At 66.3% G+C, this 25,210-nt stretch carries 24 protein-coding genes; 10 read left to right on the top strand and 14 right to left on the bottom strand.

What is annotated here, in order from left to right:
• Window positions 1-100: 100 nt before the first annotated feature.
• From ACTHQS_RS20395 to ACTHQS_RS20405, 3 genes are all read right to left on the bottom strand, one after another.
• On the bottom strand, window positions 101-2,446 hold the full coding sequence (locus ACTHQS_RS20395) for a glycoside hydrolase family 65 protein (RefSeq protein ID WP_440172536.1): 2,346 nt from the start codon (window positions 2,444-2,446) through the stop codon (window positions 101-103).
• A 140-nt stretch (window positions 2,447-2,586) separates the two neighbouring features.
• The gene (locus ACTHQS_RS20400; protein ID WP_440172598.1) at window positions 2,587-3,324 is read right to left on the bottom strand and encodes an HAD family hydrolase; all 738 of its coding nucleotides are present in this window, start codon (window positions 3,322-3,324) and stop codon (window positions 2,587-2,589) included.
• A 202-nt stretch (window positions 3,325-3,526) separates the two neighbouring features.
• Window positions 3,527-4,144 carry an alpha/beta hydrolase gene (locus ACTHQS_RS20405; RefSeq protein ID WP_440172538.1) on the bottom strand — a complete coding sequence of 206 codons (618 nt, stop codon included), beginning with the start codon at window positions 4,142-4,144 and terminating at the stop codon, window positions 3,527-3,529.
• A gap of 173 nt (window positions 4,145-4,317) precedes the next feature.
• Between ACTHQS_RS20405 and ACTHQS_RS20410 the strand changes: the two genes are divergently transcribed.
• The 5 genes from ACTHQS_RS20410 to ACTHQS_RS20430 all read left to right on the top strand — a co-directional run bounded on the left by ACTHQS_RS20410 (window position 4,318) and on the right by ACTHQS_RS20430 (window position 9,044).
• A complete protein-coding gene (locus ACTHQS_RS20410; protein ID WP_141158415.1) occupies window positions 4,318-4,575 on the top strand; it encodes a DUF6458 family protein in 258 nt (85 codons plus the stop codon).
• 257 nt (window positions 4,576-4,832) lie between these two features.
• Window positions 4,833-5,639 (top strand): DeoR/GlpR family DNA-binding transcription regulator, encoded by an 807-nt coding sequence (locus ACTHQS_RS20415; protein ID WP_440172540.1) that lies wholly within the window; start codon window positions 4,833-4,835, stop codon window positions 5,637-5,639.
• The gene (locus ACTHQS_RS20420; RefSeq protein ID WP_440172542.1) at window positions 5,636-6,616 is read left to right on the top strand and encodes a 1-phosphofructokinase family hexose kinase; all 981 of its coding nucleotides are present in this window, start codon (window positions 5,636-5,638) and stop codon (window positions 6,614-6,616) included. The genes ACTHQS_RS20415 and ACTHQS_RS20420 overlap by 4 nt, the downstream gene beginning before the upstream one ends.
• A gap of 2 nt (window positions 6,617-6,618) precedes the next feature.
• On the top strand, window positions 6,619-8,700 hold the full coding sequence (locus tag ACTHQS_RS20425) for a PTS fructose transporter subunit IIABC (protein WP_440172543.1): 2,082 nt from the start codon (window positions 6,619-6,621) through the stop codon (window positions 8,698-8,700).
• Between the two features lie 65 nt (window positions 8,701-8,765).
• Complete coding sequence (locus tag ACTHQS_RS20430; RefSeq protein ID WP_015935750.1) at window positions 8,766-9,044, top strand: HPr family phosphocarrier protein; 279 nt, start codon at window positions 8,766-8,768, stop codon at window positions 9,042-9,044.
• A gap of 119 nt (window positions 9,045-9,163) precedes the next feature.
• Here the strand turns inward: ACTHQS_RS20430 and ACTHQS_RS20435 are convergent, their stop codons facing one another.
• The 3 genes from ACTHQS_RS20435 to ku all read right to left on the bottom strand — a co-directional run bounded on the left by ACTHQS_RS20435 (window position 9,164) and on the right by ku (window position 11,750).
• Window positions 9,164-9,595 carry an SRPBCC domain-containing protein gene (locus ACTHQS_RS20435; RefSeq protein ID WP_440172545.1) on the bottom strand — a complete coding sequence of 144 codons (432 nt, stop codon included), beginning with the start codon at window positions 9,593-9,595 and terminating at the stop codon, window positions 9,164-9,166.
• 3 nt (window positions 9,596-9,598) lie between these two features.
• Complete coding sequence (locus ACTHQS_RS20440; RefSeq protein ID WP_440172547.1) at window positions 9,599-10,441, bottom strand: class I SAM-dependent methyltransferase; 843 nt, start codon at window positions 10,439-10,441, stop codon at window positions 9,599-9,601.
• 166 nt (window positions 10,442-10,607) lie between these two features.
• On the bottom strand, window positions 10,608-11,750 hold the full coding sequence (gene ku, locus ACTHQS_RS20445) for a non-homologous end joining protein Ku (RefSeq protein WP_440172548.1): 1,143 nt from the start codon (window positions 11,748-11,750) through the stop codon (window positions 10,608-10,610).
• A 40-nt stretch (window positions 11,751-11,790) separates the two neighbouring features.
• Between ku and ACTHQS_RS20450 the strand changes: the two genes are divergently transcribed.
• A complete protein-coding gene (locus ACTHQS_RS20450) occupies window positions 11,791-14,280 on the top strand; it encodes an ATP-dependent DNA ligase (protein ID WP_440172550.1) in 2,490 nt (829 codons plus the stop codon).
• A 107-nt stretch (window positions 14,281-14,387) separates the two neighbouring features.
• On the opposite strand, the gene ACTHQS_RS20455 is transcribed toward ACTHQS_RS20450, so the two are convergent.
• Window positions 14,388-14,645 (bottom strand): hypothetical protein, encoded by a 258-nt coding sequence (locus ACTHQS_RS20455; RefSeq protein WP_440172552.1) that lies wholly within the window; start codon window positions 14,643-14,645, stop codon window positions 14,388-14,390.
• A gap of 434 nt (window positions 14,646-15,079) precedes the next feature.
• On the opposite strand from ACTHQS_RS20455, the gene ACTHQS_RS20460 reads away from it, so the two are divergent.
• Complete coding sequence (locus ACTHQS_RS20460; RefSeq protein ID WP_440172554.1) at window positions 15,080-16,669, top strand: MFS transporter; 1,590 nt, start codon at window positions 15,080-15,082, stop codon at window positions 16,667-16,669.
• A gap of 202 nt (window positions 16,670-16,871) precedes the next feature.
• Window positions 16,872-18,008 carry an FUSC family protein gene (locus ACTHQS_RS20465; RefSeq protein ID WP_440172556.1) on the top strand — a complete coding sequence of 379 codons (1,137 nt, stop codon included), beginning with the start codon at window positions 16,872-16,874 and terminating at the stop codon, window positions 18,006-18,008.
• On the opposite strand, the gene ACTHQS_RS20470 is transcribed toward ACTHQS_RS20465, so the two are convergent.
• The gene (locus ACTHQS_RS20470; RefSeq protein ID WP_440172557.1) at window positions 17,976-18,749 is read right to left on the bottom strand and encodes an SDR family NAD(P)-dependent oxidoreductase; all 774 of its coding nucleotides are present in this window, start codon (window positions 18,747-18,749) and stop codon (window positions 17,976-17,978) included. The two genes, ACTHQS_RS20465 and ACTHQS_RS20470, sit on opposite strands and share 33 nt — an antisense overlap.
• An 89-nt stretch (window positions 18,750-18,838) precedes the next feature.
• On the opposite strand from ACTHQS_RS20470, the gene ACTHQS_RS20475 reads away from it, so the two are divergent.
• On the top strand, window positions 18,839-19,177 hold the full coding sequence (locus ACTHQS_RS20475; protein WP_440172559.1) for a hypothetical protein: 339 nt from the start codon (window positions 18,839-18,841) through the stop codon (window positions 19,175-19,177).
• A 170-nt stretch (window positions 19,178-19,347) separates the two neighbouring features.
• A complete protein-coding gene (locus ACTHQS_RS20480) occupies window positions 19,348-19,671 on the top strand; it encodes a hypothetical protein (RefSeq protein ID WP_440172561.1) in 324 nt (107 codons plus the stop codon).
• A 109-nt stretch (window positions 19,672-19,780) separates the two neighbouring features.
• On the opposite strand, the gene ACTHQS_RS20485 is transcribed toward ACTHQS_RS20480, so the two are convergent.
• The 6 genes from ACTHQS_RS20485 to ACTHQS_RS20510 all read right to left on the bottom strand — a co-directional run bounded on the left by ACTHQS_RS20485 (window position 19,781) and on the right by ACTHQS_RS20510 (window position 25,176).
• Window positions 19,781-20,533: an NAD(P)/FAD-dependent oxidoreductase gene (locus ACTHQS_RS20485; protein ID WP_440172600.1), complete on the bottom strand. Its 753-nt coding sequence runs from the start codon at window positions 20,531-20,533 to the stop codon at window positions 19,781-19,783.
• Between the two features lie 127 nt (window positions 20,534-20,660).
• Window positions 20,661-20,990 carry a GNAT family N-acetyltransferase gene (locus ACTHQS_RS20490; RefSeq protein WP_440172563.1) on the bottom strand — a complete coding sequence of 110 codons (330 nt, stop codon included), beginning with the start codon at window positions 20,988-20,990 and terminating at the stop codon, window positions 20,661-20,663.
• A 15-nt stretch (window positions 20,991-21,005) separates the two neighbouring features.
• Entirely contained in the window at window positions 21,006-22,325 is a 1,320-nt protein-coding gene (locus ACTHQS_RS20495; protein WP_440172564.1) for an acyltransferase family protein, read from the bottom strand.
• Between the two features lie 86 nt (window positions 22,326-22,411).
• The gene (locus ACTHQS_RS20500) at window positions 22,412-22,816 is read right to left on the bottom strand and encodes a DUF1304 domain-containing protein (protein WP_440172566.1); all 405 of its coding nucleotides are present in this window, start codon (window positions 22,814-22,816) and stop codon (window positions 22,412-22,414) included.
• Between the two features lie 42 nt (window positions 22,817-22,858).
• Window positions 22,859-23,710, bottom strand: a complete 852-nt coding sequence (locus tag ACTHQS_RS20505; protein ID WP_440172568.1) for a class II fructose-bisphosphate aldolase — start codon at window positions 23,708-23,710, stop codon at window positions 22,859-22,861.
• Window positions 23,710-25,176 carry a GntP family transporter gene (locus ACTHQS_RS20510; protein WP_440172569.1) on the bottom strand — a complete coding sequence of 489 codons (1,467 nt, stop codon included), beginning with the start codon at window positions 25,174-25,176 and terminating at the stop codon, window positions 23,710-23,712. The genes ACTHQS_RS20505 and ACTHQS_RS20510 overlap by 1 nt, the downstream gene beginning before the upstream one ends.
• Window positions 25,177-25,210 lie beyond the last annotated feature (34 nt).

Raw genomic sequence — 25,210 nt, forward strand, 5'->3', positions numbered from 1 at the left:
ATCCCCGCCAACCTCGCCCACATCGCAGAAGGCATCCAGGACTCCGGCACCACCCGCCAGGAAGCCGCCACCCTCCTGGCCGGGTGATCGGGACGGGGCTTTAGCTGTTGCCGCGCACCACGGGGATGCTCGCCGTCGGCAGCCCGCTGGGGAACACCGTGGGCTCAGGCTCCGCAACCGGCTCCAGCAGCACCTGGGCGGGTTCACTGCCCACCACCAACCGGTGCCCGCGGACGTCCACCGCCAGCGGCCCGCCGTCCTGGACCGTCAGCGTGATGGAACCGGCGGCAAGCTGGACCAGCAGCAGGCGGCCCCGGATCTTCAGGTGGAAGGTAAGCCCCTCCCACTCCGCGGGCAGCCGGGGATCGAAGTACGGGACCGGGCCCTGGTCGCGCATGCCGGCGAACCCGCACACCAGCGAACTCCAGACTCCGCCGGTGGAGGCGATGTGCACACCGTCGATCGTGTTGCCGTGCGTGTCGTCAAGGTCGATGAAGGCGGCATTGGTGAAGTGCTCCAGCGCTTCCCTCGAATAGCCCACCTCGGCCGCCATGATCCCCTGCACGCAGGCGGAGAGGGTTGAGTCGCCGGTGGTGATGGGATCGTAGAAGTCGAAGGCCCGCTGCTTTTCTTCGGCCGTGAAGTCCTGCCACTGCAGGAACATGGCCAGGACGGTATCCGCTTGCTTCAGGACCTGGTGCCGGTAGATGACCAGCGGGTGGAAATGCAGGAGCAGCGGGTACTTGGACCGCGGCGTGGTCCAGTCCCAGGCCTCCAGGGTCATGAAGTCGTTGTCCTGCGAGTGGACCTGCATCCGGTCGTCGAACGGCAACTGCATCCGCTTTGCGGCCGCCTCCCACAGCTGGCGCTCCTCATGGGTGATGCCCGCATGCTCAAGCGCGGCGGCGGCGCGAAGGTTGAAGCGGGCCATGACGTTCGTGTAGAGGTTGTCGTTGACCACTGCGGTGTACTCATCAGGGCCCGTGACGCCGTGGATGTGGAAGAGTCCGTCCTTGCCAAAGAAGCCCAGGGAGATCCACATCCGGGCCGTCTCGATCAGCAGTTCGGCGCCCATGCCCTCCCGGAACTCGGCGTCCCCGGTAGCCCAGAGGTATCTGTTGGTGGCGAAGGCAATAGCAGCGGCGATATGGAACTGCGCAGTCCCGGCAGCGTAGTAGGCGCTGGCCTCAAGCCCGTTGATGGTGCGCCACGGGAAGAGGGCGCCGTCCACGCTCAGTTCCTTGGCCCGGATCCTTGCCTCGGGAAGCATGCCGTGGCGGAACTCGAGGACCTGCCGGGCGCCGTCGGGGTTGGTGTAGGTAAGGTACGGCAGCAGGTACACCTCCTGGTCCCAGAAGTAGTGCCCCTCGTAGCCCGAACCCGTCACACCCTTGGCAGGGATGCCGGCAACGTCGGCGCGCGCCGTGGCCTGGGCCAGCTGGAACAGGTTCCAGCGGATGGCCTGCTGCAGCCCGGGCCGGCCGCCATCAACCACGATGTCGGAGGTGGCCCAGTAGGCGCGGTAGTGGGCCATACTCTCGGCAAAGATGCTGTCCACCGGGCGGAGGGCTTCCTCTGCCACGGCGGCCGCATCCACCTCCGGGTCCTGGATGGCGCGGCCGGCCGCGTAGCTGACGCTCTTTTCCAGCCGGAAGGGCTCGTCGGCATCGACCGCAAGGACGTACCGGACGGTGCTGTCGTCCTGGTCCACCACCGTTTCGAACGGCTGGTGCCCGGCGGAGGTCCAGTGGTCCACCGCGATCCCCACCCGCTGCTTGGATTCGGCCGCCTCCCAGGAGAGGCGCAGCGAGCCGTCGCCGCCGTCGAGCCGCACAGGGAGCAGCACCCGCCCCGCGTGCCGTCCGGCCCGGCGGGGATCGTGCACGGAGTGGTCTTCCACCGGCTGGTCCTGGCGGTTAATCACGGCGGAGGTGACATCCAGGGAGATTTGCCGGTCCGCAGCCACCTCCAGCGAAATGCCGAGGCTGCCGCGGGACTCGTAGCCAACGGCCCGGCGTTCAGTCGTGGTCACCGTGGCGCCGGACCGGCACTGCCAGGTGATCCGGCACTCGTAGATTCCGGTGGAGAAGTCGACGCTCCGCCGGTAGTCCAGGACCTCCGATTCAGCGAGGCTGAGCATTTCGCCGTCCACCACCACCGCGAAGTTGTTGGCGTCCGGGATGTAGAGGATGCGCTGGCCCGTCCGGGCAAAGCCAAAGGCGTTTTCCGCGTGCTTGATGTCCCAGATTTCGTGCAGGCCATTGATGAAGCTGCCCGGAAGCCCGGCATCGGCCGCCGCCCAATGCGCACCGCGGATGCCCAGATGCCCGTTGCCCAGGGCAAACAGGGTCTCGAGGGTTTCCGCGCCGTCGGTTTCGTAGCGCGTCTCAACGAACTGCCAGGGGGTATCGGGGAACCGTTCGCGGTCCGCGGTAATCAGTGCCATGGTCGGGGTCCTTTTGGCCTTGCTGTGGTGCCGGGCTGGCCGGCACGGAGTATTCGGGGAAGGGCTGTTCTCGGATGGGTGCTGGCGGGAAGCAGCAGGGTTGCCCGGGGCAGGCAACGCAGGTTTTGATGCCGGCGTGTTTACGGGATGAGTTCCTGGAGGTCGTTGACCACCAAGGTGGCTCCGGCATCGAGCAGCGCCTGCCGCCCGGCGCCCCGGTCCACGCCGATGACCGAGTGGAACGATCCCGCGTGTCCGGCCTGCACCCCTGACACCGCGTCTTCCACCACCACGCACTCGGGGCTGGAGAGGTCCAGCAGTTTGGCCGCGTACTCGTAGGTGGCAGGGTTCGGTTTGCCGGGGAGGCCCTTCTCCGCGGCCACCACGCCGTCCACCACCACCTGGAAGTGGTGGCTGAGTCCGGCGGCTTCCAGGACGGCGGGGGCGTTGCGGGAGGAGGAGACGACGGCGACCTTGAGTCCGCGCTCCAGCGCGGCTTCGAGGAAGCGCACCGAGCCCGGAAAAGGTTCGACGCCGGCGCTGACGATGTCATTGAAGATCGCGTTTTTCCGGTTGCCCAGGCCCTGGACAGTTTCGTGGGCGGGGTCGTCATCGAGGGGGCCTTCAGGCAGCGTGAGCCCCCGGGAGGCCAGGAAGTCCCGTACCCCGTCAAAGCGGGGCTTGCCGTCGATATGGTCGAAATAGTCGCTTTCGCGGTACCCGGGGACCTCAGGGTGCGAGGACAAATAGCCGTCGAACAATTCCTGCCAGGCACGCTCGTGCACGGTAGCGGTGGGCGTCAGGACGCCGTCCAGGTCAAACAGGATTGCTCCGGCGCCGGTCCAGTCGGCGGCGGCAGCTGCAGTTTCCGGTGTCATCGGCAGTGCGGTGTCCTTTCGGTTGATGGACAGCCGGCCCTGCCGGGACAGCCTGAAGGAGGGTTTGCCGCGCCTCATGCACGCAGCATCACTTCCTTGTCCGCCCACTGCAGGACCGATCATGGCCGTAGACGAGTGTAAGCGCTTGCAAATTTAGCTGGCAACTGTTTTTTCTTACCCATCGGCGGGGTGGCTACACGCGTCAGCGCAGCACGTAGTGGCGCAGGAAGGCGCTGACGTCCACCATTTCGGTCTTGGACATCGCATGCCCCATCCCCGGATAGGTCCGGGCAGTCAGCAAGGTGTTCTTTTCCAGCCACTCGGCAGTGTAGGCCACCGCATCCTCGTTGATCACCAGGTCTGCCTTGTCCCGGCCCCAGAAGAAGGGCGGCTTGGCCTCGAAGGAATCCGTCACCGAGAGGAGCTCGTTGTTAAGCACGAAGCCGGACAGTCCCACAACCGCTTTGTAGTCATCCGGGTGCAGCCGCAGGAGCGTACTGGCCATGGCCATGCCCTGCGAGTACCCCATCAACGTGACGCTGCTGTGCTGGTCCCTGACGGAGCTGATCCAGGCCCTCACCGAGGCGGCAGCCGAGATGACATCCGCGAAGTCGTTTGCCAGGAAGTAGTCGAGCAGGAACCACCCCCAGTGGTCGCCGATGGGCATTGGCGCCCGCAGCGCCGCGAAGGTGAACTCCGGAGGCAGGAACTCGAAGAGGCGCACCATCCGGGACTCGTCTGTGCCGTAACCATGCATCATCACCAGCAGGGGGGTGCCGGCGCGCTGGCCTTCCGGCTTGGACCACACAACTGTTTCCACTGGTCAAGCCTAACGACGGAAGCCCGCCGGCCCCGGCCAGGTCATTGAATCCGGCATCACCGGGAGGTAGCGTGACGCTTGACAGACAGCAGGCTTAGCTTTTGGCAGTGTACGCACCACCTCCCGTAACGCCCTACCAGCGCCGCGCAGGACGCGGCCATAAGGAGCAAGTCATGAGAATCGGATCGTCAATCTTCCTCATCGCCCTTGGCGCCATCCTTGCCTGGGCAGTGGCTCCGGGACTGATCCCCTTCGTGGACCAGCAGCTGGTGGGCTACATCCTCATGGCGGTAGGCGTTATCGGACTGATCGCCTCGCTTATTCTTGCCTCCCCCGGCCGCAGCCGCCGGGTCAGCGAGTCCCGTTCCGTTATCGACCCCAACACCGGCGAGCGCATCACGCGCCACGAAAGCCGGGACGGCGGCATCTAGCCACGGCGCAACCGGGACGGGATCCCCGGGCACACTGATGAACCCGAAAAAGCCGGGCTGGGCCGCACGTGTCCAGTCCGGCTCTTGGTATCCCCAGCTGGGGACCTGATGAGGAATCTTGTTTCATGTTGGTTTCCATTGACAAACCAACAGAAGCAAAGATAAAGTCAAGTAACTCAACATCAATGTGATGCCAGTCACGCCGAGTCCGGGAACGGGCGAAGCGTACACAGCAGGACCTACGCAACGGAGGGTACGTGTTCGCCGAAGAGCGCCAGCAACAGATTGCCGAGCTTGTTGCCGGCAGCGGCCGGGTCAGCGTGACCCTGCTGGCTGAGCGCTTCCGCATCACCACCGAAACGGTGCGCAGGGACCTTGCCGCCCTCGAAAACGCGGGCACGGTCCGCCGCGTCCACGGCGGCGCCGTTGCGGCAGACCGCTTCAGCACCACCGAAGAAAGCGTCACTGAACGGGCCATCCAGCGGCCGGACCAAAAAATCCGGATCGCCGAAGCCGCCCTTGCCCTGATTCCCCGGAACTCACCCGCCAGCGTCCTGATGGATGGTGGCACCACCACCGAGGTGCTTGCCGACCTGCTGGCCCGCCGCGCCGCCGTCGAACCTTCCGACGGAACGGGCCCCCAGCATGAACTGGTGGTGATCACCCACGCAGTACCCATCGCCAGCAAACTCTCCAACGTTCCCGGCGTTGCCCTGCAGATCCTGGGTGGCCGGGTTCGCGGCCTCACCCAGGTGGCAGTGGGGCAGGCAACGGTAAATGCCGCCGCCCGGATCCGCCCTGACATCGCGTTCATCGGGACCAACGGCATCCACGCCACCTTTGGCGTCAGCACTCCCGATCCTGAAGAAGCAGCCGTCAAGGCAGCCTTCGTCCAGTCGGCACGCCGCATTGTGGTGCTGGCCGACTCCTCAAAGCTGGATACGGAAACCCTGATCCAGTTCGCCTCCCTGAAAGATCTGGACACCTTGATCACAGACAGTGAACCCGGACCTGAACTCGCAGCCGCCCTGGAAGAGGCCGGCGTGGACGTGGTGGTCGCATGATCGTCACCTTCACGGCCAACCCCAGCCTTGACCGCACCGTAGCCCTCCCCGGCCCCCTGGAGCGTGGCGAGGTGCAGCGCGCCGTCTCCGTCCGCCAGGAGTCCGGCGGCAAGGGAGTCAACGTCTCCCGTGCCTTGGTGGCCTCCGGACTTGAATCCCTTGCCGTCCTCCCCGGGGCGGACAGCGATCCGGTCCTGGCCGGCCTGCGTGAAAGCGCGGTGCCCTTCGTTTCGCTTCCCATCGACGAGCCGCTGCGCACCAACGTGGCGCTCACTGAGCCCGGCGGCGTGACCACCAAGATCAACGAACCCGGGCCCGTACTGGATGAGAACCAGCAGGAAGCCCTCATCAAGCTGTTGGTCGAAAGCTCACGCGGCGCCCGCTGGGTGGTCCTGGCCGGCTCCCTGCCGCCGGGATTCCCCACCGACTTCTACGCAACGGTGGCCCACCGCCTGCGTTCCTCCGCCGACGGCGCCGCCCCGCGCATCGCCGTCGACTCGTCCGGCCTGCCACTCGCGGCCGCCCTCACCGGCGGCCCGGAGGGCATGCCTGACCTCCTCAAGCCCAACGCCGAGGAACTGGCCGAGCTGGCCGCAGCTGCCGGCTTCCCACCGGCATCCGGTGACGAGCTGGAAGCGGATCCGGCGGCCGCAGCTGCCGCCGCAGCCGCCGTCGTCCGTTCCGGCGTGGGTGCTGTGCTGGCAACTCTCGGTTCCAAGGGAGCTGTCCTCGTCACGGCTGACGGCGCGTGGCTGGCCACGCACCCGCCGGTCGCCGCGGTCAGCACGGTGGGCGCGGGCGACTCCGCACTTGCCGGCTACCTGCTTGCCCATGGCCGGGGCGCCGCCCCTGCCGACTGCCTTCGTCAGGCGGTGGCCCACGGTGCCGCCGCTGCCTCGCTGCCGGGTTCCACCGTTCCGGCAGTAAACCAAACCACCCCGGATGCCGTAACCATCACGGCCCTTCGAAAGGATTGACAGTGACCCAGCTCATCACCACGGACCTGGTCGAGCTCGACCAGAACCTGGGCAACGCCCCCGAGACGGTGATCCGGCATCTGGCCAGCAAGGTAGCTGCCACCGGACGCGCATCAGAAGTTGAAGGCCTCTTCGCCGACGCCTTTGCCCGCGAGCAGAAGACCGCCACCGGCATTCCCGGCGGCATCGCCATCCCGCACTGCCGCTCGGCTGCCGTCACCGTACCCACGCTCGCCATGGCACGGCTGAACCCGAAGGTGGACTTCGGCGCCAAGGACGGCCCGGCAGACCTGGTGTTCTTTATCGCCGCTCCGGACGGGGCTGACCAGGAGCACCTGAAGCTGCTCTCCAAGCTGGCCCGGTCCCTCATCAAAAAGGACTTCACCGCGGCCCTCCGCAACGCCTCCTCCCAGGCTGAGATCGTGGAACTCGTGGACGGCGCTCTGGCCGACAAGCCTGCCGCCCACGCCGCCGCCGCTCCGGTTGATGCAGTCCCCGTCGGTGCTGCGGTCGGTTCCGGTGCCGGGGCTGTGGGATCCTCCGCCGGCACCGCGTCCGCCGCTTCCCCGGCCGGCCCGGCCACTTCCGGCCCCGCCCGCCTGGTGGCTGTCACGGCCTGCCCCACCGGCATTGCCCACACCTACATGGCAGCAGACTCCCTGGTTGCCGCCGCCCAGGAGATGGGCGTCGACCTGCAGGTTGAAACGCAGGGTTCCTCCGGCGCCAAGCCGCTGGACCCGGCCGTGATCGCCGCAGCTGACGCCGTGATCTTCGCCGTTGACGTGGACGTCCGCGGCAAGGAACGCTTTGCCGGAAAGCCCGTCATCAACGCCCCGGTAAAGCGCGGCATCGATGAGCCGGGCAAGATGGTGCAGGAAGCGCTGGCTGCCGCATCCGATCCCCACGCACGCCGCGTACCGCACTTCGGTGCCGAAGAGCAGGCGGAACAGGAAGCATCGGAAAAGGGTGAACACATCGGCCAGAAGCTGAAGCGTGCACTGCTGACCGGTGTCAGCTACATGATCCCGTTTGTTGCCGGCGGCGGCCTGCTGATCGCCCTGGGCTTCCTCCTGGGCGGCTACAACATCACCAGCGTTGCGGACAAGGTGGTGCTGGCGAACAACTTCGGCAACCTCCCGGAGGGCGGCCTGGCCATCTACCTCGGCGCGGTCCTGTTCAAGATCGGCGCGCTGTCCATGGGATTCCTGGTCCCCGCGCTGGCCGGCTACATCGCCTACGCCATCGCCGACCGTCCAGGCATTGCACCCGGCTTCGTTGCCGGCGCCGTTTCCGGATTCATGGGGGCCGGCTTCCTCGGCGGCATCGTGGGCGGCCTCCTGGCCGGCTACATTGCGCACCTGATCGGAACCTGGCAGGTGCCCCGCTGGCTCCGCGGCCTGATGCCTGTGGTGATCATTCCGCTGCTCGCCTCGATCGTTGCCTCCGGTTTGATGTTCCTGGTGCTCGGCGGACCCATCGCAGGACTCACCACAGCGCTCAACAGCTGGCTGTCCGGCATGACCGGTGCTTCCGCCGTCGTCCTGGGGATCATCCTTGGCCTCATGATGTGCTTCGACCTCGGCGGCCCTGTCAACAAGGTGGCGTACGCCTTCGCCGTGGCCGGCCTGAGCGCCGGCAGCGCAACCAACCAGGCGCCGTGGCAGATCATGGCCACGGTCATGGCAGCCGGCATGGTCCCGCCGCTGGCCATGGCACTGGCCACGGTCCTGGACAAGAAGCAGTTCAGCCTGGCTGAACGCGAGAACGGCAAGGCTGCCTGGCTGCTGGGCGCGTCCTTCATCTCCGAAGGCGCCATCCCGTTCGCTGCTGCCGATCCCCTCCGCGTCATCCCCGCCAGCATGGTGGGCGGCGCACTCACCGGTGCACTCACCATGGCTTTCAATGTGACGTCCCAGGCACCGCACGGCGGTATCTTCGTGTTCTTCGCCATCGGCAACCTGTTGATGTTCGTGATCGCGATCATCGCCGGCACCGTGGTCAGCGCACTGGCCGTGGTGGGCCTGAAGCGCTGGGCAGTCAAGAAGTCCGTTGATACGGTTGAACCGGTTCCCGCAACCGTCTGAGCCGGTTTAGCCACAGACCTTCCCGGCGCTGAAGCATCAGCACGCCGAAAGACAAAGGAGCAAAAATGCCAGAACGCACCGCAACAGTCGCCAGCCGCGTGGGCCTGCACGCCCGCCCGGCCGCCATCTTTGCCGAGGCAGCCGGAGAGTTCGACCTGGACATCACCATTGCCCGTGAGGGCGAGCCGGCCGATGAGGCCATGGATGCCGCCAGCATCCTGTCCCTCATGAGCCTGGGCGCCTCCCACGGCGACGTGGTGGTCCTCCGCGCCGAAGGTGCCGGTGCGGACGACGCACTGGAGCGCCTGGTGCAGATCCTCGAAACGGACCACGACGCCGAGTAGCAGCCACGCTGCCCCAGGCAGCACAACGCCGGCGGCCGCCGTCGGGCTTTCCCTCCCAAGGGATATGCCCGACGGCGGCCGCCTGGTTTTAACCTGCTGCCCACCCGGGCGGGCAGCAGTCACCCGCGTTCAGCGAGCGCCTTCACATCGGCCAGGAGCTTGTCCCACATGCCCTTCGAGTGCGCGGCGGCTTCCTCGCTGGGGTTGTTGTCCTGCGCCAGCGACAACCGGGTGGCGCCACCCTGGTCCTCAAGCGTCCATTCGAGCGTGTGGTAATTCTCCGGTTTGTCCTCCTGCCCGGACAACGGGCTGAAGTGGGTGTGCACCAGTCGCCGTCCGGGTTCAACCGCCAGGATCCGGCCCCTGTCCTGGTACGCCTTCCCCTCCCACTCGCCACGCCAGGTGATGGGGCTTCCCGCTTTCCAGTCCGTCTCCAGCGTGGTCCCGAACATGAACTCCTTCACGGTGGCCGGATCCGTTATCACGTCCCACACACGCTCCGGGCGGGCGTTGATGGTGGCAACGGAGGTGGCCACATGGTTTCCCGGCATGGCTCAGGCTTTTTTCGCCGTGAAGAGCAGGTACTCCCACTCCATCTGGAACGGGGCATCGCCGTGCGCATCCCCAAAGGAATCGGCAAGATCGGTGAGTGCCTTGTCCAGGGCCTTGACCTTGTCCTGGTCCTCGCCCAGGAATTTGTAGACGGAGATGATGGGGCCGTAGTGGGACTTGAAGTACCTGACGAAGTCCGCGGGCTGGTGGAAGCTCGTGACGGCCAGGTTCTGCTTGCGGGTGTGAACGTCGGTGATCCGCCCACCCAGGAGCTCGCGGATATGCTCCTCGCTCCCCCACAGCGGTGAGGGCTGCGCGCCGGGCGGGGGCGGCGGGGCAAAAGGCTTCATGGCGGCGAACATCTGCCCGATGAATCCCTCCGGGGTCCAGCACAGCAAGCCGATGGAGCCGCCGGGTTTGCAAACCCGGACCAGCTCGTCGGCGGCCGCCTGGTGATGGGGCGCGAACATCACGCCAATGCAGGACATCACTGCATCAAACTCCGCATCGCCGAACGGCAGGGCTTCAGCGTCGGCTTCCTGCCATTCCAGGCTGACGCCCCGGTTGGCGGCTTCCTTGCGGCCCGCTTCGAAAAGCTCGGGGGTAAGGTCGCTGGCCACCACCTTGGCGCCCATCATTGCTGCCGGGATGGCCGCGTTGCCGGTTCCCGCCGCCACATCCAGGACCCGTTGACGGGGCTTGATACCGCTGGCCTCCACCAGCACGGCTCCCAGTTCCAGGAGCATCTCGTCGGCAAGGGCCGGGTAATCCCCTGACGCCCACATGGCCCGGTGCTTCTTCTTCAGCTCCCGGTCCGCCTCCACTGCATCGGTCTGCTGGCTCATGTCCGTGCCCCTCTACGTGTCAGGTCCAAATGGGTGACAGCACGCTGTTGGCACAGCGGAGGCTGTGATGCGACTCATTGTGGACGCGATGGGGGCCGGTGTAAAGGCAGGACTGCCGGCGGACCGGGCGCCAAGGCCTTTCCCGGACGTAAGTTTTGGTTGCTGGTCAGGCCGGCTTGCGCGCCCGGGTGGTCTTGGCGGCCGGCTTGGCTTCGGCCTTCGTGCCGGACGCTTTGGTGTCCGACGATTTAGCTGCAGACGACTTCGGCGCCGTTGATTTAGCTGCACTGGACTTGGACGCTGTGGACTTGGACCCGGTGGATTTGGCTGAAGTGGATGTGGACTTCGCTGATGACCTGCCGGCAGGTTTGGCATCGTCCGTGCCGGTCTTCGCTGCCGCCGTCCTGGACGCGGACGTCTTGGCACCGGAGGCTTTGCGTGCGGGTTTGGCAGCCCCGGTTTCCTCGTCCCCGGCCTCTGCTTCGTCGTCGGAATCTCCGCCGGCAGACGCGGACTCCCCGCCGCCACGCTTCCTGTCCAGGCTCCGCTTGAGGGCCTCCATGAGGTCGATGACCTCGCCCTTGCCCCCCTCGCCGGCTTCGGCGCCGAAGGTTTCCTCCGTGTCCAGCGATTCGCCCTGTTCCAGCTTGGCGTCGATCAGCTGGCGGAGCTGCACCTGGTACTCGTCAGTGAAGGAGGCGGGCTCGAAGTCTGCGGCCATGGATTCCACCAGCGCCGCGGACATGTCCCGTTCCTGGGCGGAAATCCTGATGTCGGCCTCCAGTGACGGGAAGCTTGCCTCGCGCACCTCATCGGGCCAGAGGAGGGACTGCAGCACCAGGACATCGTCCTTGATCCGGAGGGCACCCAGCCGGGTCTTCTCCCGGAGGGCGAACTGGACGATGGCCACCCGGTCCGTGTCCTCCAGTGCCCGGCGGAGCAGCACGTAGGCCTTGGGCGACTTGGAATCAGGCTCCAGGTAGTAGCTCTTCTCGAACATCATGGGTTCGAGCTGCTCCGACGGGACAAACTGCACCACTTCGATCTCGTGGCTGTTTTCCGCGGGAATGGACTTGAGCTCATCCTTGGACAGCACCACGGTTCGGCCGTCCTCCTCGAACGCCTTCTCGATGTCCGAGTAGTCCACCACTTCCCCGCAGACCTCGCACCGGCGCTGGTAGCGGATCCTGCCGCCATCTGCATTGTGAACCTGGTGCAGACTGATGTCATGATCCTCTGTGGCGCTGTAGACCTTCACGGGCACGTTGACCAGGCCGAACGCAATGGCACCTTTCCAGATGGCTCTCATTTATACAGTCAACATCAGAGCGGGCCGGAGGTGAAGCCCCGTGGCAGGTAGCCGCGAACGTGTCCGGGTGGCGGGACGCGAACTGACGCTCACCAACCTGGACAAAATCATCTATCCGGAGACCGGCACCACCAAGGCGGACGTGCTGGCCTACTACGCTGCGGTGGCGCACGTCCTGATCCCGGCGGCCGCCAACCGCCCGGCCACGCGCAAGCGGTGGGTCAACGGGGTGGGAACGGCGGAGAAGCCCGGCGAAGTGTTTTTCCAGAAGGACCTGGAGGACTCAGCTCCCGGCTGGCTGCCGCGGGCTGCGATCACGCACAAGGACCGGACCATCCACTATCCAATGGTCAACGATGCAGCCACCCTGACCTGGTTTGGCCAAATCAACTCGCTCGAAATCCACGTACCGCAGTGGCGCGTGGACCCGCACGGCAACCAGCTGAACCCGGACCGGCTGGTGCTGGACCTTGACCCGGGCGAAGGTGCCGGACTGCCGGAATGCCGCGAAGTGGCCCTCCTGGCGCGCGCCATCCTGCAGGACGTGGGCCTGGATTCCGTCCCGGTGACCAGCGGCAGCAAGGGCATCCACCTTTACGCGGCGCTGGACGGGACGCAGACCTCGGAACAGATCTCCGCCTTCGCCCGGGAACTGGCCCGCGCACTCGAGGCCGACCACCCGGACCTTGCCGTCAGCGATATGAAGAAGTCGCTGCGCAAGGGCAAGGTGCTGGTGGACTGGAGCCAGAACAACGCGGCGAAAACCACGGTAGTCCCCTACTCGCTCCGCGGCAGGCCCACGCCCACGGCGGCAGCGCCCCGGACCTGGGAGGAAATCGAGTCTCCCAAGCTGAGGCACCTGGACTACCAGGAGGTCCTGCGAAGGGTGCGGGACGGCAACAACCCGTTCGCCGCCGTCGTCCCCGCTGCAGGTGGTGGAGAAGGTACTGACGCTGCCAGGGAGGAAGCGCACGACGTCGATGGTCGCCTGGGCAAGTACCGCGCCATGCGCGATCCCGAGGCCACGCCCGAACCGTTCGCGGGCATCGCGGCAGGCGGCAACAGCTTTGTCATCCAGGAGCACCACGCCAGCCGCCTGCACTGGGACCTCCGGCTGGAACACGAAGGGGTCCTGGCGTCCTGGGCCCTCCCGAAGGGCGTTCCGGAGCCCGGCGGCAAGAACCACCTGGCCGTCCAGACCGAGGACCACCCCATGGACTACCTCACCTTCCACGGGACCATCCCCAAGGGGCAGTACGGTGCTGGTGAGATGACCATCTGGGATACAGGCACTTATGAGCTGCACAAATGGATCAACGGCAGGGAAGTCATCGTCACCCTGACCGGGTCGGAAGGCGGCGGGCTGGGCGGCAGCAAGAAGGTGGCACTCATCCACACCGGTCGCGGGCAGGGCAAGGACGCGGAAAACCAATGGCTCATCCACCTGATGGACCAGGACCACACGGGCGGCCGACGGCGGTCCGCGGCTCCGCCGGTCCAGGAACCGTCGCAGGACACCGGCGAAAAGGAGCCTGCCGCGGTCCCCGAGCCAGCCGACAGTGCTCCCGCCGACCCACTGGAATACGCTCCCATGATGGCAACCTCCGGGACCATTGCCGACCTCCAGGGCAGCGCCTGGCAGTACGAACTCAAGTGGGACGGCGTCCGGGCCCTCCTGGTGGCGGACAGGGAAAAGGTCAGGATCTTCTCCCGCAACGGCAACGACGTCACCAGGACCTACCCCGAGTTGACGGACCGGGACTCCTGGCCAGGGCAGCCGTTCGTTGCTGATGGCGAGATTATCGCCCTCGGGCCCGGTGGAAGGCCTGACTTTGGCCTGCTGCAGGGGCGGATGAAACTCACCCGGGCGGCCGACGTCGCCCAAGCCCGCACCTCGATCCCGATCCAGCTGATGCTGTTCGATCTCCTCTTCGACAACGGGAAGGACCTCCGGCCCCTGCCGCTCAGTAACCGGCGGCAGCGGCTCGAAGACTTCTTCCGGCCCTCCGATTGCCCGGTGGACCTGTCCATGGTGCTGGAGGAACCGGTTGAGCTCCTCATGGAAAGCGCGCAGGAGCTTGGGCTTGAAGGCGTCATGGCCAAGCGGACTGACAGCCGGTACGTGAGCGGCCAGCGGACACGAACCTGGATCAAGCTCAAGACGGAGCAGACCCAGGAAGTGGTGGTGGGCGGCTGGCGGCCGGGAAAGGGCGGGCGCCAGGACACTGTGGGATCGCTGCTGGTGGGCATTCCCGACGGCGGCAAGCTGCAGTACGTGGGGCGGGTCGGCTCCGGTTTCAGCACCCGGGAGCTTACGGAACTGCGGCAGACGCTGGAACGCCTCGGCCGGAAGACCTCACCCTTCCATGAAGTCCCCCGCCCGGACTCTGCCGACGCCCACTGGGTGGCACCGGAGTTGGTGGGCGAGGTGACGTACAGCGAGTGGACGGGGCCGGGCAGGCTGAGGCATCCGCGGTGGCGGGGCTGGCGGGTGGACAAGGACCCGTCGGAGGTGGTCCGGGAAGGCTGAGGTCTTCGCGGTTTTCGAGGCGCGCTTTACGCTGACACGCAAATTACCTGGCGCCTGCCACATTCGGCTGGCCCAGGTAATTTGCGGGTGTTGGTGCCGTGTGCCGTCTACGAGGAGTGCGGCATCTGGGGGCGGCCGGTGCGGTGGACCGCCGTCACTGCGGCTTCGTGTCCCATCCGGCCGTGACCGGCGCCCTGGTCCTTGGGGTGCCGCCGCTTGCCCATGCCGTCCGGCCACCCGCCCTGCTCCGCCAGGGGGACGGGCCCGGTTGCCGGGAGGCCGGGCGCCACCGGGGTATCCATGGCTGCGGCAAGGTGGTTGGCGACCTCAGGCCTGATGTGGGACTGGCTGGACTCTTCACCCATTTTGTACTTCCCTTCTTTCCTTCGTTCTTCCTTGAAACGAAACGCCAATGAAAGCGCCCGGGCGCGCGTGGACTACTGCCCGGAAAGAGGTGTGTTCATCGCTCTACCATAGGCACGTCGGAGGCTCCTGTGAACCCCTTCCAAGGATGGTGGCCGCCGTCACTTTCAGGGCGGGTTCCCCGGCAAAAGGGACCCTCAAACGGGCCGGTTTGGAAAATTTTTGGGATCGACGCCATCGATCAGCCTGCTTCCCAGTGACAGCGCGGGAAAACGGGACAAAAAATTTCCCGAAGGAGGCCCTAATCGGGCCCAAAAGGGACCATAGTACGCGATGGAACTGTGGGACGCTATGGGATTTCCCGTAAAATTGAAGGCCTGCCCGGAGCGGGGCAGCTACAAGTCGCAAGCAAATGACCTCCACAGGAGTTGCCCAAATGCCCACAGACCGAAGCAGGACCGACTCTTCAGCAGGCGCCACAAACGCCCGCGGAACCGACCCGGCAGCCCCCACGGCTGCCAAGAAGCCCAGGCTGCTGCCCCGGCGGCGCCTCAAGGAATCCGATGTCAACGTGGTTGACCAGCCCATGCTTAAGAAGGCGCTGGGCGGAACCATCGTGGGCAACACCATGGAATGGTACGACGTAGGCGTTTTCGGCTACCTCATCACCACCATGGGCCCGGTGTTCCTCCCGGAATCCGATCCCACCACCCAGACGCTGTTCCTGCTGGGAACCTTTGCCGCCACCTTCATCGCCCGTCCCCTGGGCGGCGTGATCTTCGGCTGGCTGGGCGACAAGATGGGCCGCCAGAAGATCCTGGCCACCACGCTGATGATCATGGCGGCCAGCACGTTCGCCGTCGGCCTCCTGCCCGGATACGCCCAAATCGGGCTGTGGGCAGCAGCATTGCTGGTGCTCCTCAAGGTCGTCCAGGGCTTTTCCACCGGCGGCGAGTACGCCGGGGCCACCACGTTCGTCAGCGAGTACGCTGCTGACAAGCGCCGCGGATTCTTTGCCAGCTTCCTGGACCTGGGCAGCTACTTGGGCTTCGCCATCGGTGCCGCCCTGGTGTCCGTCCTGCAGCTGACCCTGGGCCAGGACACCATGGAGGACTGGGGATGGCGCATCCCGTTCCTGGTTGCCGGCCCGTTGGGCCTGATCGCCGTCTACTTCCGGAGCAAGATCGAGGAGTCGCCGCAGTTCCAGGCCACCCTTGACGCCCAGGAAGAGAATGCAAAGAACGCATCCGCGGGTGAAACGGCCACGGCCAAGGGACCGGTAGGGATCGTCAAGGCCTACTGGCGCCCCATCATTGTTGCCATGGTGGTTGTTGCCGCTGCCAACACGGCCGGTTACGCGCTGACGTCCTACATGCCCACTTACCTGACCGAGTCCAAGGGCTACGACGAAGTGCACGGCACACTGCTGACGATTCCCGTCCTGGTGGTCATGAGCCTTTGCATCCCGCTGACCGGCAAGCTCTCCGACCGGATCGGCCGCCGCCCCGTACTCTGGATCGGAGCCATCAGCACGATCGTCCTGGCCATCCCCGCGTTCATGCTGATCGGTATCGGCCAGATCTGGTCCACTCTTGCCGGCCTTGCCCTGGTTGCCTTCCCCGTCACCTTCTATGTGGCCAACCTGGCGTCGGCACTGCCGGCCCAGTTCCCCACCTCCAGCAGGTACGGTGCCATGGGCATTGCCTACAACTTCGCGGTGGCCATTTTCGGCGGGACCACCCCGTTCATCGTGGCCGCGCTGATCAGCGCCACCGGCAACGACATGATGCCTGCTTACTACCTGATGGCCACCTCCCTGGTGGGCGCCATTGCCATCTACTTCCTGAAGGAATCCGCCAACCGCCCGCTCCCAGGATCGATGCCGAGCGTCGACACCCAGGCAGAGGCGAAGGAACTGGTGGCGACCCAGGACGAGAACCCGCTGATCAACCTGGACGAACTGCCGTTCGAAACCCAGGACGGCACCGACCCCCACGCACACCGCGGGGTTCCGGCCGGGGCATAGTTCCCGCGGCCCGGGCACTCTTGTAGCCCACGCTCACAGGCCCGCCCCGCGTGCTTCCTTGGGACGCATACGGGGCGGGCCTTTGCGTGCTTGCCGGATGTCCTCTTATGACTGACGGCATGTTACGGTGCGCGGGATGCGGTGATACGTTCGCAAGGGCCCTCGGGCTGCAGTAGATCAACGAAACAGGACAGGTCCGGACATGAAGCGCGTAAGGGAGCAGGTACGCGCGCTCCACCGATTGGAACCTGCCAACGGCGACCACCTTGCCGCGCTCCGCGTGGCCATCAGCGTTGCTGTCCCCTCGCTGCTCCTGCTGGCCGCCGGCCGCACCGACCTCATGATCTACGCCGTCTTCGGCGCGCTCACCGGCATGTACGGCCGCTCCGAACCGCACCAGCTCCGGCTCCGCCACCAGGGCCAGGGCGCCCTGGTGCTGCTCACGGGCGTAGCCGTGGGAGTAATGCTGTCCATCAACCACATCCACTCCTGGTGGCTGGTGGCCGTGGAAGCCACCCTGGCAGGAGTTGGCTCCGTGTACGCGGACAGGGTACGGCTGAAACCCAATGGGCCCTTCTTCGGAATCCTCGCCCTGGGCGCCTGCGCGTCCGTTCCCACCGCGGTCCCCTGGTACACGGCCATGCTCATCGCCGTGGCATCATCGGTGTTCTCCATCCTGATCGGGTTCAGCGGCTGGATGCGCAGAAGGTCCTGGGAACCTGGTGCTGCCAGGCAGGTGCCGCGACTCTCAGCGGCAAGGCACCGCGAGCTGGTCATCCACGCTGCACGGTACGTACTGGCGGTGGGTGCTGCCGGGACAGTGGGCGTCCTCAGCGGCACCGGCCACCCGCACTGGGCCATGGCTGCGGCTGCCGTACCCCTGGCCGGAGCAGACCTGCCCAGCAGCGTCAGGCGGGGCATCCACCGCATCGTGGGCACGCTATTGGGACTGGCGGTCACCGCCGTCGTAATCATTCCCGGGCCCTGGACCCTGGCGGCCCTCGATCCGGCGCTGCAGGAGCCCGTGCACCGCGCGGCTGTGCTGGCCCTGCTGGTGATCCTTTTCCAGTTCGCCACTGAACTGTTCATGACCAGGCACTATGGCCTGGCCATGGTCTGGTTCACCCCGGTCATCCTGCTCATGACCCAGCTGGCGTCCCCCATCGAACCGGGGATACTCATCACCGAGCGTGCGGTCGAAACGCTGGTTGGCGCGGCGCTCGGAATCCTGGTGGTAGTGGCTGTCCGCAGGTCCGGTTCACGGCCTCGGAAGGGTCTTCCGGGACGGCAGTCCGCGCGCGCCGCCCTACTTCGGCTTCCGCGCCGGGCCGGCCATTAGCCGCGCCGGAGCCACCTTGGCCAATGCCGCCACCACCTTGTAGCGCTTGGACGGGATGGACACAGCCTTGCCGCGTTCGTTGTCCGCCAGGCCCTCGCTGACCACCCGCTCCGCGCGCAGCCAGGTCCAGGACGGGGCCACCGATTTGTCCATTCCCATCCGGTCGTGGAACTCGGTATGGGTAAAACCGGGGCAGACGGCCGTGACCTTGATGCCGCGCTTGCGGTAGGCCAGGTTTGCCCACCGGCTGAAACTCACCAGCCAGGCCTTCGCAGCCGAGTACGTGCCCCGGGGCAGGAACGCGGCCACGCTGGCCACATTGATGATCCTGCCCTCCCCACGCTCCAACATGCCCTTGAGGGCCGCGTGGGTGAGCACCATGGAGGTTTCCGCATGCAGCTTCAGGTGGCTCCTCTCCTCCGCTGCGTGATTGTCCTCGAAGTTGTGCAGCAGGCCGATTCCGGCGTTGTTCACCAGGATCCCCACCGGCCGCGTGGCATCCTCGAGGCGTTCGACGACGGCGGCGACGTCGTCGTCCTGGGTCAGGTCAGCGGGAAGCACCTCAGCGGTGACCCCGTACCGCCGCCGGAAGTCCTCGGCTGTTTCAGCAAGCCGGGAAGCGTTGCGCGCCACCAGGACCAGGTCATGCCCCTGGGCGGCGAGCTGCTTCGCGAATTCGTGGCCCAGACCGGCGCTGGCGCCAGTGACGAGTGCTGTGGTTCGGGTGCTGGTTGGCGTCATGCTGCAAGCCTAGCCAGAGAGATGGCGTCATGGACCGGTAGGCTGGTGCCGCCGGTGACTGGCCGGTCTGCTGCCGTGAAGGGGGAACCATGGAACAGCAAGCATCCGGGGCGCTCGGATTCCGTGAAGTGGACGGGGACGGGAACCCGGTGCCGCCTGAGGCGGAAGGCTCGAAGGCGATGGGGACGAAACGGTCATGGGCCTCGCCCAATCCCTTCATTGTGGTGTTATGGCTGCTGGCTGCCGGCATGATTTGCGGTGGAGCGTCGGCGTTGCTGAACAACCCCATGTCTGTGGCCATGGGAGACCGGGCCACCTTCGACTACTTCGTCTTCGCGTTTGCCCCGCAAGGGATTTCCGGCGGGACAGCCATCTTCTTTGCCCTGCTGTTCTGGCATGCCTGGCACTGGCAGCGCAGGCGCGGCTGACCGGAAAACGCATCCCCGGCAGGGGCTCCACGCCGCACTCTTGGCTGTTCCGACTTGTGCATCAAATAATAAGCATGCTTTGCTTATGGGGATAAATGAACCTCCGCAAGCAGTTCGCGGCGGTGCTGCCAACGCTGGCGGTTCCGTGAAGAAGCCCAAGGAAGAACATAATGACCACCGCAATGGAACACCAACTGCCTGCGTTTGGGGAGCGCACCGAGGCAGCCGGGCAGCTCATGTCCGCCACCGTACCGGTGGACGCCGGCTTGCTGATGACCCTGAATTCCCGCATGCATTGCCGTACGCCAATGCAGCGCGTTGACCCCGACGAGCTTCCGGTCCGGCAGCCCGTGTACGTGGACGGGAACTCCGTCATTGCCCTGCATCCCGGATCCGTTCCGGAGAGCGTGGTCACCTACCGCTGCGCCTGCGGCTTCACCATCGATGACCCCGGGACCGCCATGACAGTCAGCGACGAGGCTCTCGCCAGCTAACCGGCTCCCGGCTTGGCTTTGAGGCCCCGCAGGCTGCACGGCTTGCGGGGCCTCGCCGGCCGCCTGGACCCCCCGTCCGGCTCAAGCCCGGCTGCCCAAAGACTGCGCGCTAGTGCCCCGCGAGTACCCTGGCTTCCTCCACCGCGCGGCGGGTGTCTGCCAGGACCAGGTCGGCATTGATGGCCTCTGCTGCGCGAAGGCCGGCGGCGGCCGCGGTCATGACCTGCGCGGACACGTCCGTGGCGTTGCCGGCGGCCCATACGCCGGGGCAGGATGTCCGGCCGCTTTCATCCGTCTCCAGGCGCGTCCCCGGGCCCTCCCGGAGCGCAGCCGGCTCCAGTCCCAGACGCTGGAGCATGTTGGCCTTGCTGATGGTTTCGGGACTGACCACCAGCACGTCCAGGGCCACTGTGGCGCCCGAGTCCAGGGTGGCGCCGGCCAGCTGGTCGTCCCGGACCTCCAACGCGCGGACCTTTCCCTCCGCCACCTGGACCGAACGTGCAGCCAGCTGTTCCGCCTGGCCGGCGCTGAGTTCCAGGGCATCGTTCAGCAAGAGGGTCACGTCTGGACTCCACTGCCGGAACGTCAAGACCTGCAGGACGGAGTGGGAGTCGGCTGCCAGGACCCCGATCTTTTGATTCCGGATTTCCCATCCGTGGCAGTAGGGGCAATACAGCACGTCCCGCCCCCACCGGTCGGCGACGCCGGGAAGGTCGGGCAGCTCATCCACGATCCCGGAGGCGATCAGGAGCCGGCGTGCAGTCCGGGTGGAACCGTCGTCCATGGCCAGGACAAATTGGTCTTCGCCGCGGCTGGCCGACCGGACGAAACCGGAAGCCGTGGCCCCGCCATACCTCGCCAGCTCTCAGCCCTGCCGGTCCCCCGCCGATGATTGCCACATCAAATACGCCGTGCTGGTCTTCCATGGTGAAGGCCTACCCGCGGCTGCCCGGGGAATAACGAAAGCGCCGGCTCCCGTCAGGGCACCCTCAACGCTCCGGCCAGTCCACGAATTGTTCGTAGCCTTCGTGCTTGCGGAGGTAGCTGGAAATGAACGGGCAGTGCGGGATGATGCGCTTGCCCGTTGCCACCACGTCATCCAAGGCAAAGTGCGCCAGGACCTTCCCCAGCCCCTGGCCTTCAAAATCCTGGCCGGTCTCGGTGTGGGTGAAATCGATGTGCCCTGGAAGATCGTGGAAGAAGGCCTTGACGGCCAGCCTGCCGTCCACCAGGAGTTCGTACCGGTGCTGTGTGTCATTGCGCCGCAGCGAGACATTTGCGGTGAACTTGTCCTCAGCGGACGTGGTGTTCTCGGTCATGGTTCGACACTGGCACTACTTCAGTCCACTGGCAATGGTCCTTCGGCCATGGCGGCGCCGGTACGGTGCGGTGCGCCGCAGCGGAAAACCGCCGAGCAAAAGGATCGCCACGCAAAAGCAGACCGTGCCGGCTGCCAGCAGTCCCAGTGACAGTCCACTGAGTGCGGCGTCGGCCACGGGGATGAAGACCACCACGACGGCGGCCCCCGCCGTGGCGGGCCTGCAGCGCATGGTGATGGGCGCCGTCGTCCGTTCCTCCAGTCCGCCAAAGGCTACGGCCACCGGCAGGAGCAGGAGGACCAGCGCCAGGACCACCAGTGGACGTGACCACCACCATTCGGCGCTGCCGGAGCTGGGTTTGGGGATCGGCGCCAGGAGCAGTAGCCCGGACATCCCCACCAGCAGCGGCAGGTGCCACAGATACACAGTTAACGATCTGCTGCCGGCCAGCACCAGCATCCGTCCGATCCACGGGACCCCGGCCAGCGGCGCCAGGACCGGACGCGCCAGTTCCATCGCGGCCAGTTGCGGCACGGCCAGGATCACCAGGGTCAGGTTGGGCGGGTTGAGGTTCACCAGCATGTTTCCGCGATACAGCCCCAGCCCGGTCACGAGTCCCAGCAACAGGTGCGCCCCCACAGCGATGCCCAGCAGCTCGGAACGGGAAAGACGGGAGAGGCAGCCGTCGGCAGCCAGGAAACCCAGTTGCTGCACCGCGCACCACACGAACACCAGATTGGCATTGGCAAGGTCCGGCAGGACCCCGCGCAGGCAATCCACGGCAACCACCAGCCCGGCCAGCAGGCAGAAGGACAGCCAGGGCGCCCGCGCATACAGTGCCGCCAGGACGGGAATGTTCAGCTGCGCCGCGAGGTAGGCGGCCAGGAACCACAGGGGCATGGCCGCCCCTGCCGCCATGAGCTGTACCACCCGCCGGTCGACGCCGCACGCGGCCGCCACGGATAGCCCCACCACCATTGTTGCCAGCAAGGGGGTGGCCGGGCGGAGGAGGCGCAGGAGCCGGGCGCGGATGAACTGGGCGGCCGTGCCCCCGCTTGCTTTGAGCCGGCGCCAGGACTGCAGCCCGGTCACGCCGCCGGTGACGAAGAACAGGGGCATGACCATGAAGATCCAGATGATGGGCTCGAACCAGTTCTGCTGGGCAAGGGTGTTCTCTGTGGTCACGGTCCCGTCGGGGTGAAGGACCGGGCTAACCATCATGGAGTGGCCCACCACCACCAGCGCCAGGCACATGAAACGGACAAGGTCGATGGCCGGATCACGGTCCGCCGTGTCCTCCCCGGTTCCTGTCCCCCGCCCTGCTGTGCTGCGCATGGGACCTACAACGACTCGACGCTGCCCACGGCACTATTGTGCCCCTGTTGCCTGCGCGGGTTTAAGGACTTATGCCCCTTCTGCCGCTACTGAAGCACTGCCAGCAGGCCGGCGACGACGGCGAGCAGCGGCATGGTGCCCTGGGTTGCCGCGGCGCGGAGGTACTTGCGGCCAGTGAACGCCAGGACGGCGGCCGCCAGCAGCATGGAACCGCAGCAACTGAAGATCAGGGTCCAGCCCGCCACGGCCGGCGAAGATCCCGCACCGGCAGACATAACGAGCCCCACGCCAATGAACGCCCCCACGGCCAGGAACAGGTTGTAGAAGCCCTGGTTGTACGCCAACGGCTTTGTGGACTCGGCATCTGCCTGGGAGGCGATCCCGAAGCGTTTCCAGGTGGCGGGCCGGGTCCAGGTAAGGGATTCCATGGTGAAGATGAAGACGTGCAGCGCGCCGGAAAGGAAGGCAAAAAGAAGGGAGACCAGGACCATTGCTTGATCCTAGCCTCCCGTTCATGGAAGTTTCCGTTCCCGCTACCTCGCCAGCGTTGCCAGCGTGGTGGCGGCGAAGCCCTTCGCCGATTCGTTCCACAGAGCCAGCAGGCCCTGCAGGTTTTCGCCGTCGGCACGGTGCGCGGGAAGCTGGTCCTGGAGGGTGGCCAGCACGCCCGTCCGCAGCTCGGTGTTGAAGTTGACCTTGCCAACGTTCATGGCCGCGGCCTTGACCAGCTCTTCAGCCGGGATGCCGGAGGCGCCATGGAGTACCAGCGGGATGTGGATCCGCGCGGCAATGTCCTGCAAGACGTCCCAGCGGATTTTCGGCTCGCCCTTGTACTTGCCGTGGACGTTGCCCACCGCGACGGCCAGCAGTTCAGCGCCGGTGCGGGACACGAAGTCCTCCACCTGCGCGGAGTCGGTCAGGCCCGCGACGTCGACGCCGGGCTGGCCGGCCTCGAAAGCGCGGTCCTCGTCGCCTGCCAGGCCACCGAGTTCGGCCTCGAGCACCACGTCGGAACCCAGCAGGGCACGGGCAGCCTGGACCAGCGCAATGTTGTCCTCGTAAGGCAGGGACGAACCGTCGGCAAGGACGGAATCCGCCCCTGCCCGGACGGCGTCGGCCATAACGTGGAGGTCTGAGGCGTGGTCAAGCTGCACCGCGACGGGGACCGTGGCGGCGTCGGCCAGGCCACGCAGCGCCGAGATGAGCCGGAGGCCGTTGGCGGTGGCGGCGGTCTTGGGTGCCACCAGCAGGATCACGCCCGTGCCGGATTCCTCGGCGGCGCCCACCACGGCCAGCGCGGTGGTGAAGTCGTAGCAGGTGAAGGCCGGCACTGCGGAACCCTGCTGGAGGGCGGAGGTGACCAGGTGGTCCAGGCGGGTTTGCATCAGGCGCCCAAACCTCCCACCAGGATCCAGGCGACAAAGGTCAGCAGGAAGCCGGCCACGCCCAGGATGGTGGTCAGGACGGTCCAGGTCTTCAGGCCGTCGGAGACGGTGAGGCCGTAGTAGCGCACCACCACCCAGAAGCCGGCGTCCGTCACGTGGGACAGGCCCAGGGCGCCGAAGCCGATGGCGATCACGATCACGGCAATCTGTGCCGGGCTGTAGCCGCCGCCACTGACCGCTGCCGACAGCAGGCCGGTGGTGGTCACGATGGCAACGGTGGCCGAACCCTGGGCGGCGCGCAGGGCCAGCGAGATGATGAAGCCGAGCAGCAGCAGCGGAACGCCGAGGGTGTCCAGGGTCTTGGACAGCGCGGAGCCGATGCCGGAGACCTGCAGCACGTTGCCGAACACGCCGCCGGCAGCCACCACCATCAGGATGGAGGCGATGGGAGGCAGGGAGCCTTCGAAGATCTCGCCGGTTTCCTTGAAGGACCAGCCGCGACGGACGGCCAGCAGGAAGAAGGACAGCGCCACGGCCACCAGCAGGGCCAGGAACGGGTTGCCGATGAAGGCTGCGAGGCCGTACAGAGGATGGGACTTGGGGAGGATGAGGGTGCCGACGGTACCGAGCAGGATCTGCACGATGGGTGCTGCGATCAGGAAGATGATCAGGCCCGGCCGCGGCGGAGCAATGGCGGCGGCACCGGGACCGTCATGGCCCACTTTGACCAGTGACTTGGAGCCGAACTCCTCCACCTGGGCCTTCACGGCCGGCAGCAGCTCATAGTCCTTGCGGTTCATGATGGACGCAACCCAGTAGGACAGGAAGCCCAGGGGCACGCAGATCAGCAGCGAGATCAGGGCGATGAGCCCGATATCGGCGCCGAGCACGCCCGCACCGGCCACGATTCCCGGGTGCGGCGGAACAGCGACGTGGATGGCGAGCATGATGCCGGCCATGGGGAGGCCGAACTTCACCGGGTGGACCTTGGCGATTTTGGCGAAGGCGTACACGATGGGCACCAGCACGATGATGCCCACCTCGAAGAAGACGGGGATGGCCACCAGGAAGCCGACGGCAGTGAGGGCCACAGCCACGCGGCGCGCCCCCAGCTTGCGGGTGAAGTGGTCCGCGAGGGACTGGACGCCGCCGGACACCTCGATCATGCGGCCCAGCACGGCGCCGAGCGCGATCAAAATGGCCACCTTGCCCATGGTGCTGCCCACACCGCTGGAGACCACGGTGAAGATGTCCTGCAGCGGGATGGTTGCTGCCACGGCCACCAGGATGCTGACGGTGAGCAGGGCCACGAAGGCCTGGATCTTGAAGCGGATGATCATCACGAGCAGGATGGCGATGCCCACCGCTGCGATGGTGAGCAGTACCGGGGTGCCCAGCTCAACGGCGGGCTTGATGGCCGGGGCATCGGCCGCCCGCTGCAGCAGCGGGCTCATCAGGTGGTTCACAGGGGGATGTCTCCTTTGACGTGCCGGTCCCGGG

Origin of the sequence: Arthrobacter sp. SAFR-044 (assembly GCF_051965175.1) — a bacterium.
Taxonomy (GTDB): domain Bacteria; phylum Actinomycetota; class Actinomycetes; order Actinomycetales; family Micrococcaceae; genus Arthrobacter.

Coding starts and splice junctions, on each gene's coding strand:
- ACTHQS_RS20395 (WP_440172536.1), bottom strand. CDS start 2,446: ATGGCACTGATTACCGCGGACCGCGAACGGTTCCCCGATACCCCCTGG.
- ACTHQS_RS20400 (WP_440172598.1), bottom strand. CDS start 3,324: ATGACACCGGAAACTGCAGCTGCCGCCGCCGACTGGACCGGCGCCGGA.
- ACTHQS_RS20410 (WP_141158415.1), top strand. CDS start 4,318: ATGAGAATCGGATCGTCAATCTTCCTCATCGCCCTTGGCGCCATCCTT.
- ACTHQS_RS20420 (WP_440172542.1), top strand. CDS start 5,636: ATGATCGTCACCTTCACGGCCAACCCCAGCCTTGACCGCACCGTAGCC.
- ACTHQS_RS20430 (WP_015935750.1), top strand. CDS start 8,766: ATGCCAGAACGCACCGCAACAGTCGCCAGCCGCGTGGGCCTGCACGCC.
- ACTHQS_RS20435 (WP_440172545.1), bottom strand. CDS start 9,595: ATGCCGGGAAACCATGTGGCCACCTCCGTTGCCACCATCAACGCCCGC.
- ACTHQS_RS20440 (WP_440172547.1), bottom strand. CDS start 10,441: ATGAGCCAGCAGACCGATGCAGTGGAGGCGGACCGGGAGCTGAAGAAG.
- ku (WP_440172548.1), bottom strand. CDS start 11,750: ATGAGAGCCATCTGGAAAGGTGCCATTGCGTTCGGCCTGGTCAACGTG.
- ACTHQS_RS20455 (WP_440172552.1), bottom strand. CDS start 14,645: ATGGGTGAAGAGTCCAGCCAGTCCCACATCAGGCCTGAGGTCGCCAAC.
- ACTHQS_RS20460 (WP_440172554.1), top strand. CDS start 15,080: ATGCCCACAGACCGAAGCAGGACCGACTCTTCAGCAGGCGCCACAAAC.
- ACTHQS_RS20465 (WP_440172556.1), top strand. CDS start 16,872: ATGAAGCGCGTAAGGGAGCAGGTACGCGCGCTCCACCGATTGGAACCT.
- ACTHQS_RS20470 (WP_440172557.1), bottom strand. CDS start 18,749: ATGACGCCAACCAGCACCCGAACCACAGCACTCGTCACTGGCGCCAGC.
- ACTHQS_RS20475 (WP_440172559.1), top strand. CDS start 18,839: ATGGAACAGCAAGCATCCGGGGCGCTCGGATTCCGTGAAGTGGACGGG.
- ACTHQS_RS20480 (WP_440172561.1), top strand. CDS start 19,348: ATGACCACCGCAATGGAACACCAACTGCCTGCGTTTGGGGAGCGCACC.
- ACTHQS_RS20490 (WP_440172563.1), bottom strand. CDS start 20,990: ATGACCGAGAACACCACGTCCGCTGAGGACAAGTTCACCGCAAATGTC.
- ACTHQS_RS20495 (WP_440172564.1), bottom strand. CDS start 22,325: ATGCGCAGCACAGCAGGGCGGGGGACAGGAACCGGGGAGGACACGGCG.
- ACTHQS_RS20500 (WP_440172566.1), bottom strand. CDS start 22,816: ATGGTCCTGGTCTCCCTTCTTTTTGCCTTCCTTTCCGGCGCGCTGCAC.
- ACTHQS_RS20505 (WP_440172568.1), bottom strand. CDS start 23,710: ATGCAAACCCGCCTGGACCACCTGGTCACCTCCGCCCTCCAGCAGGGT.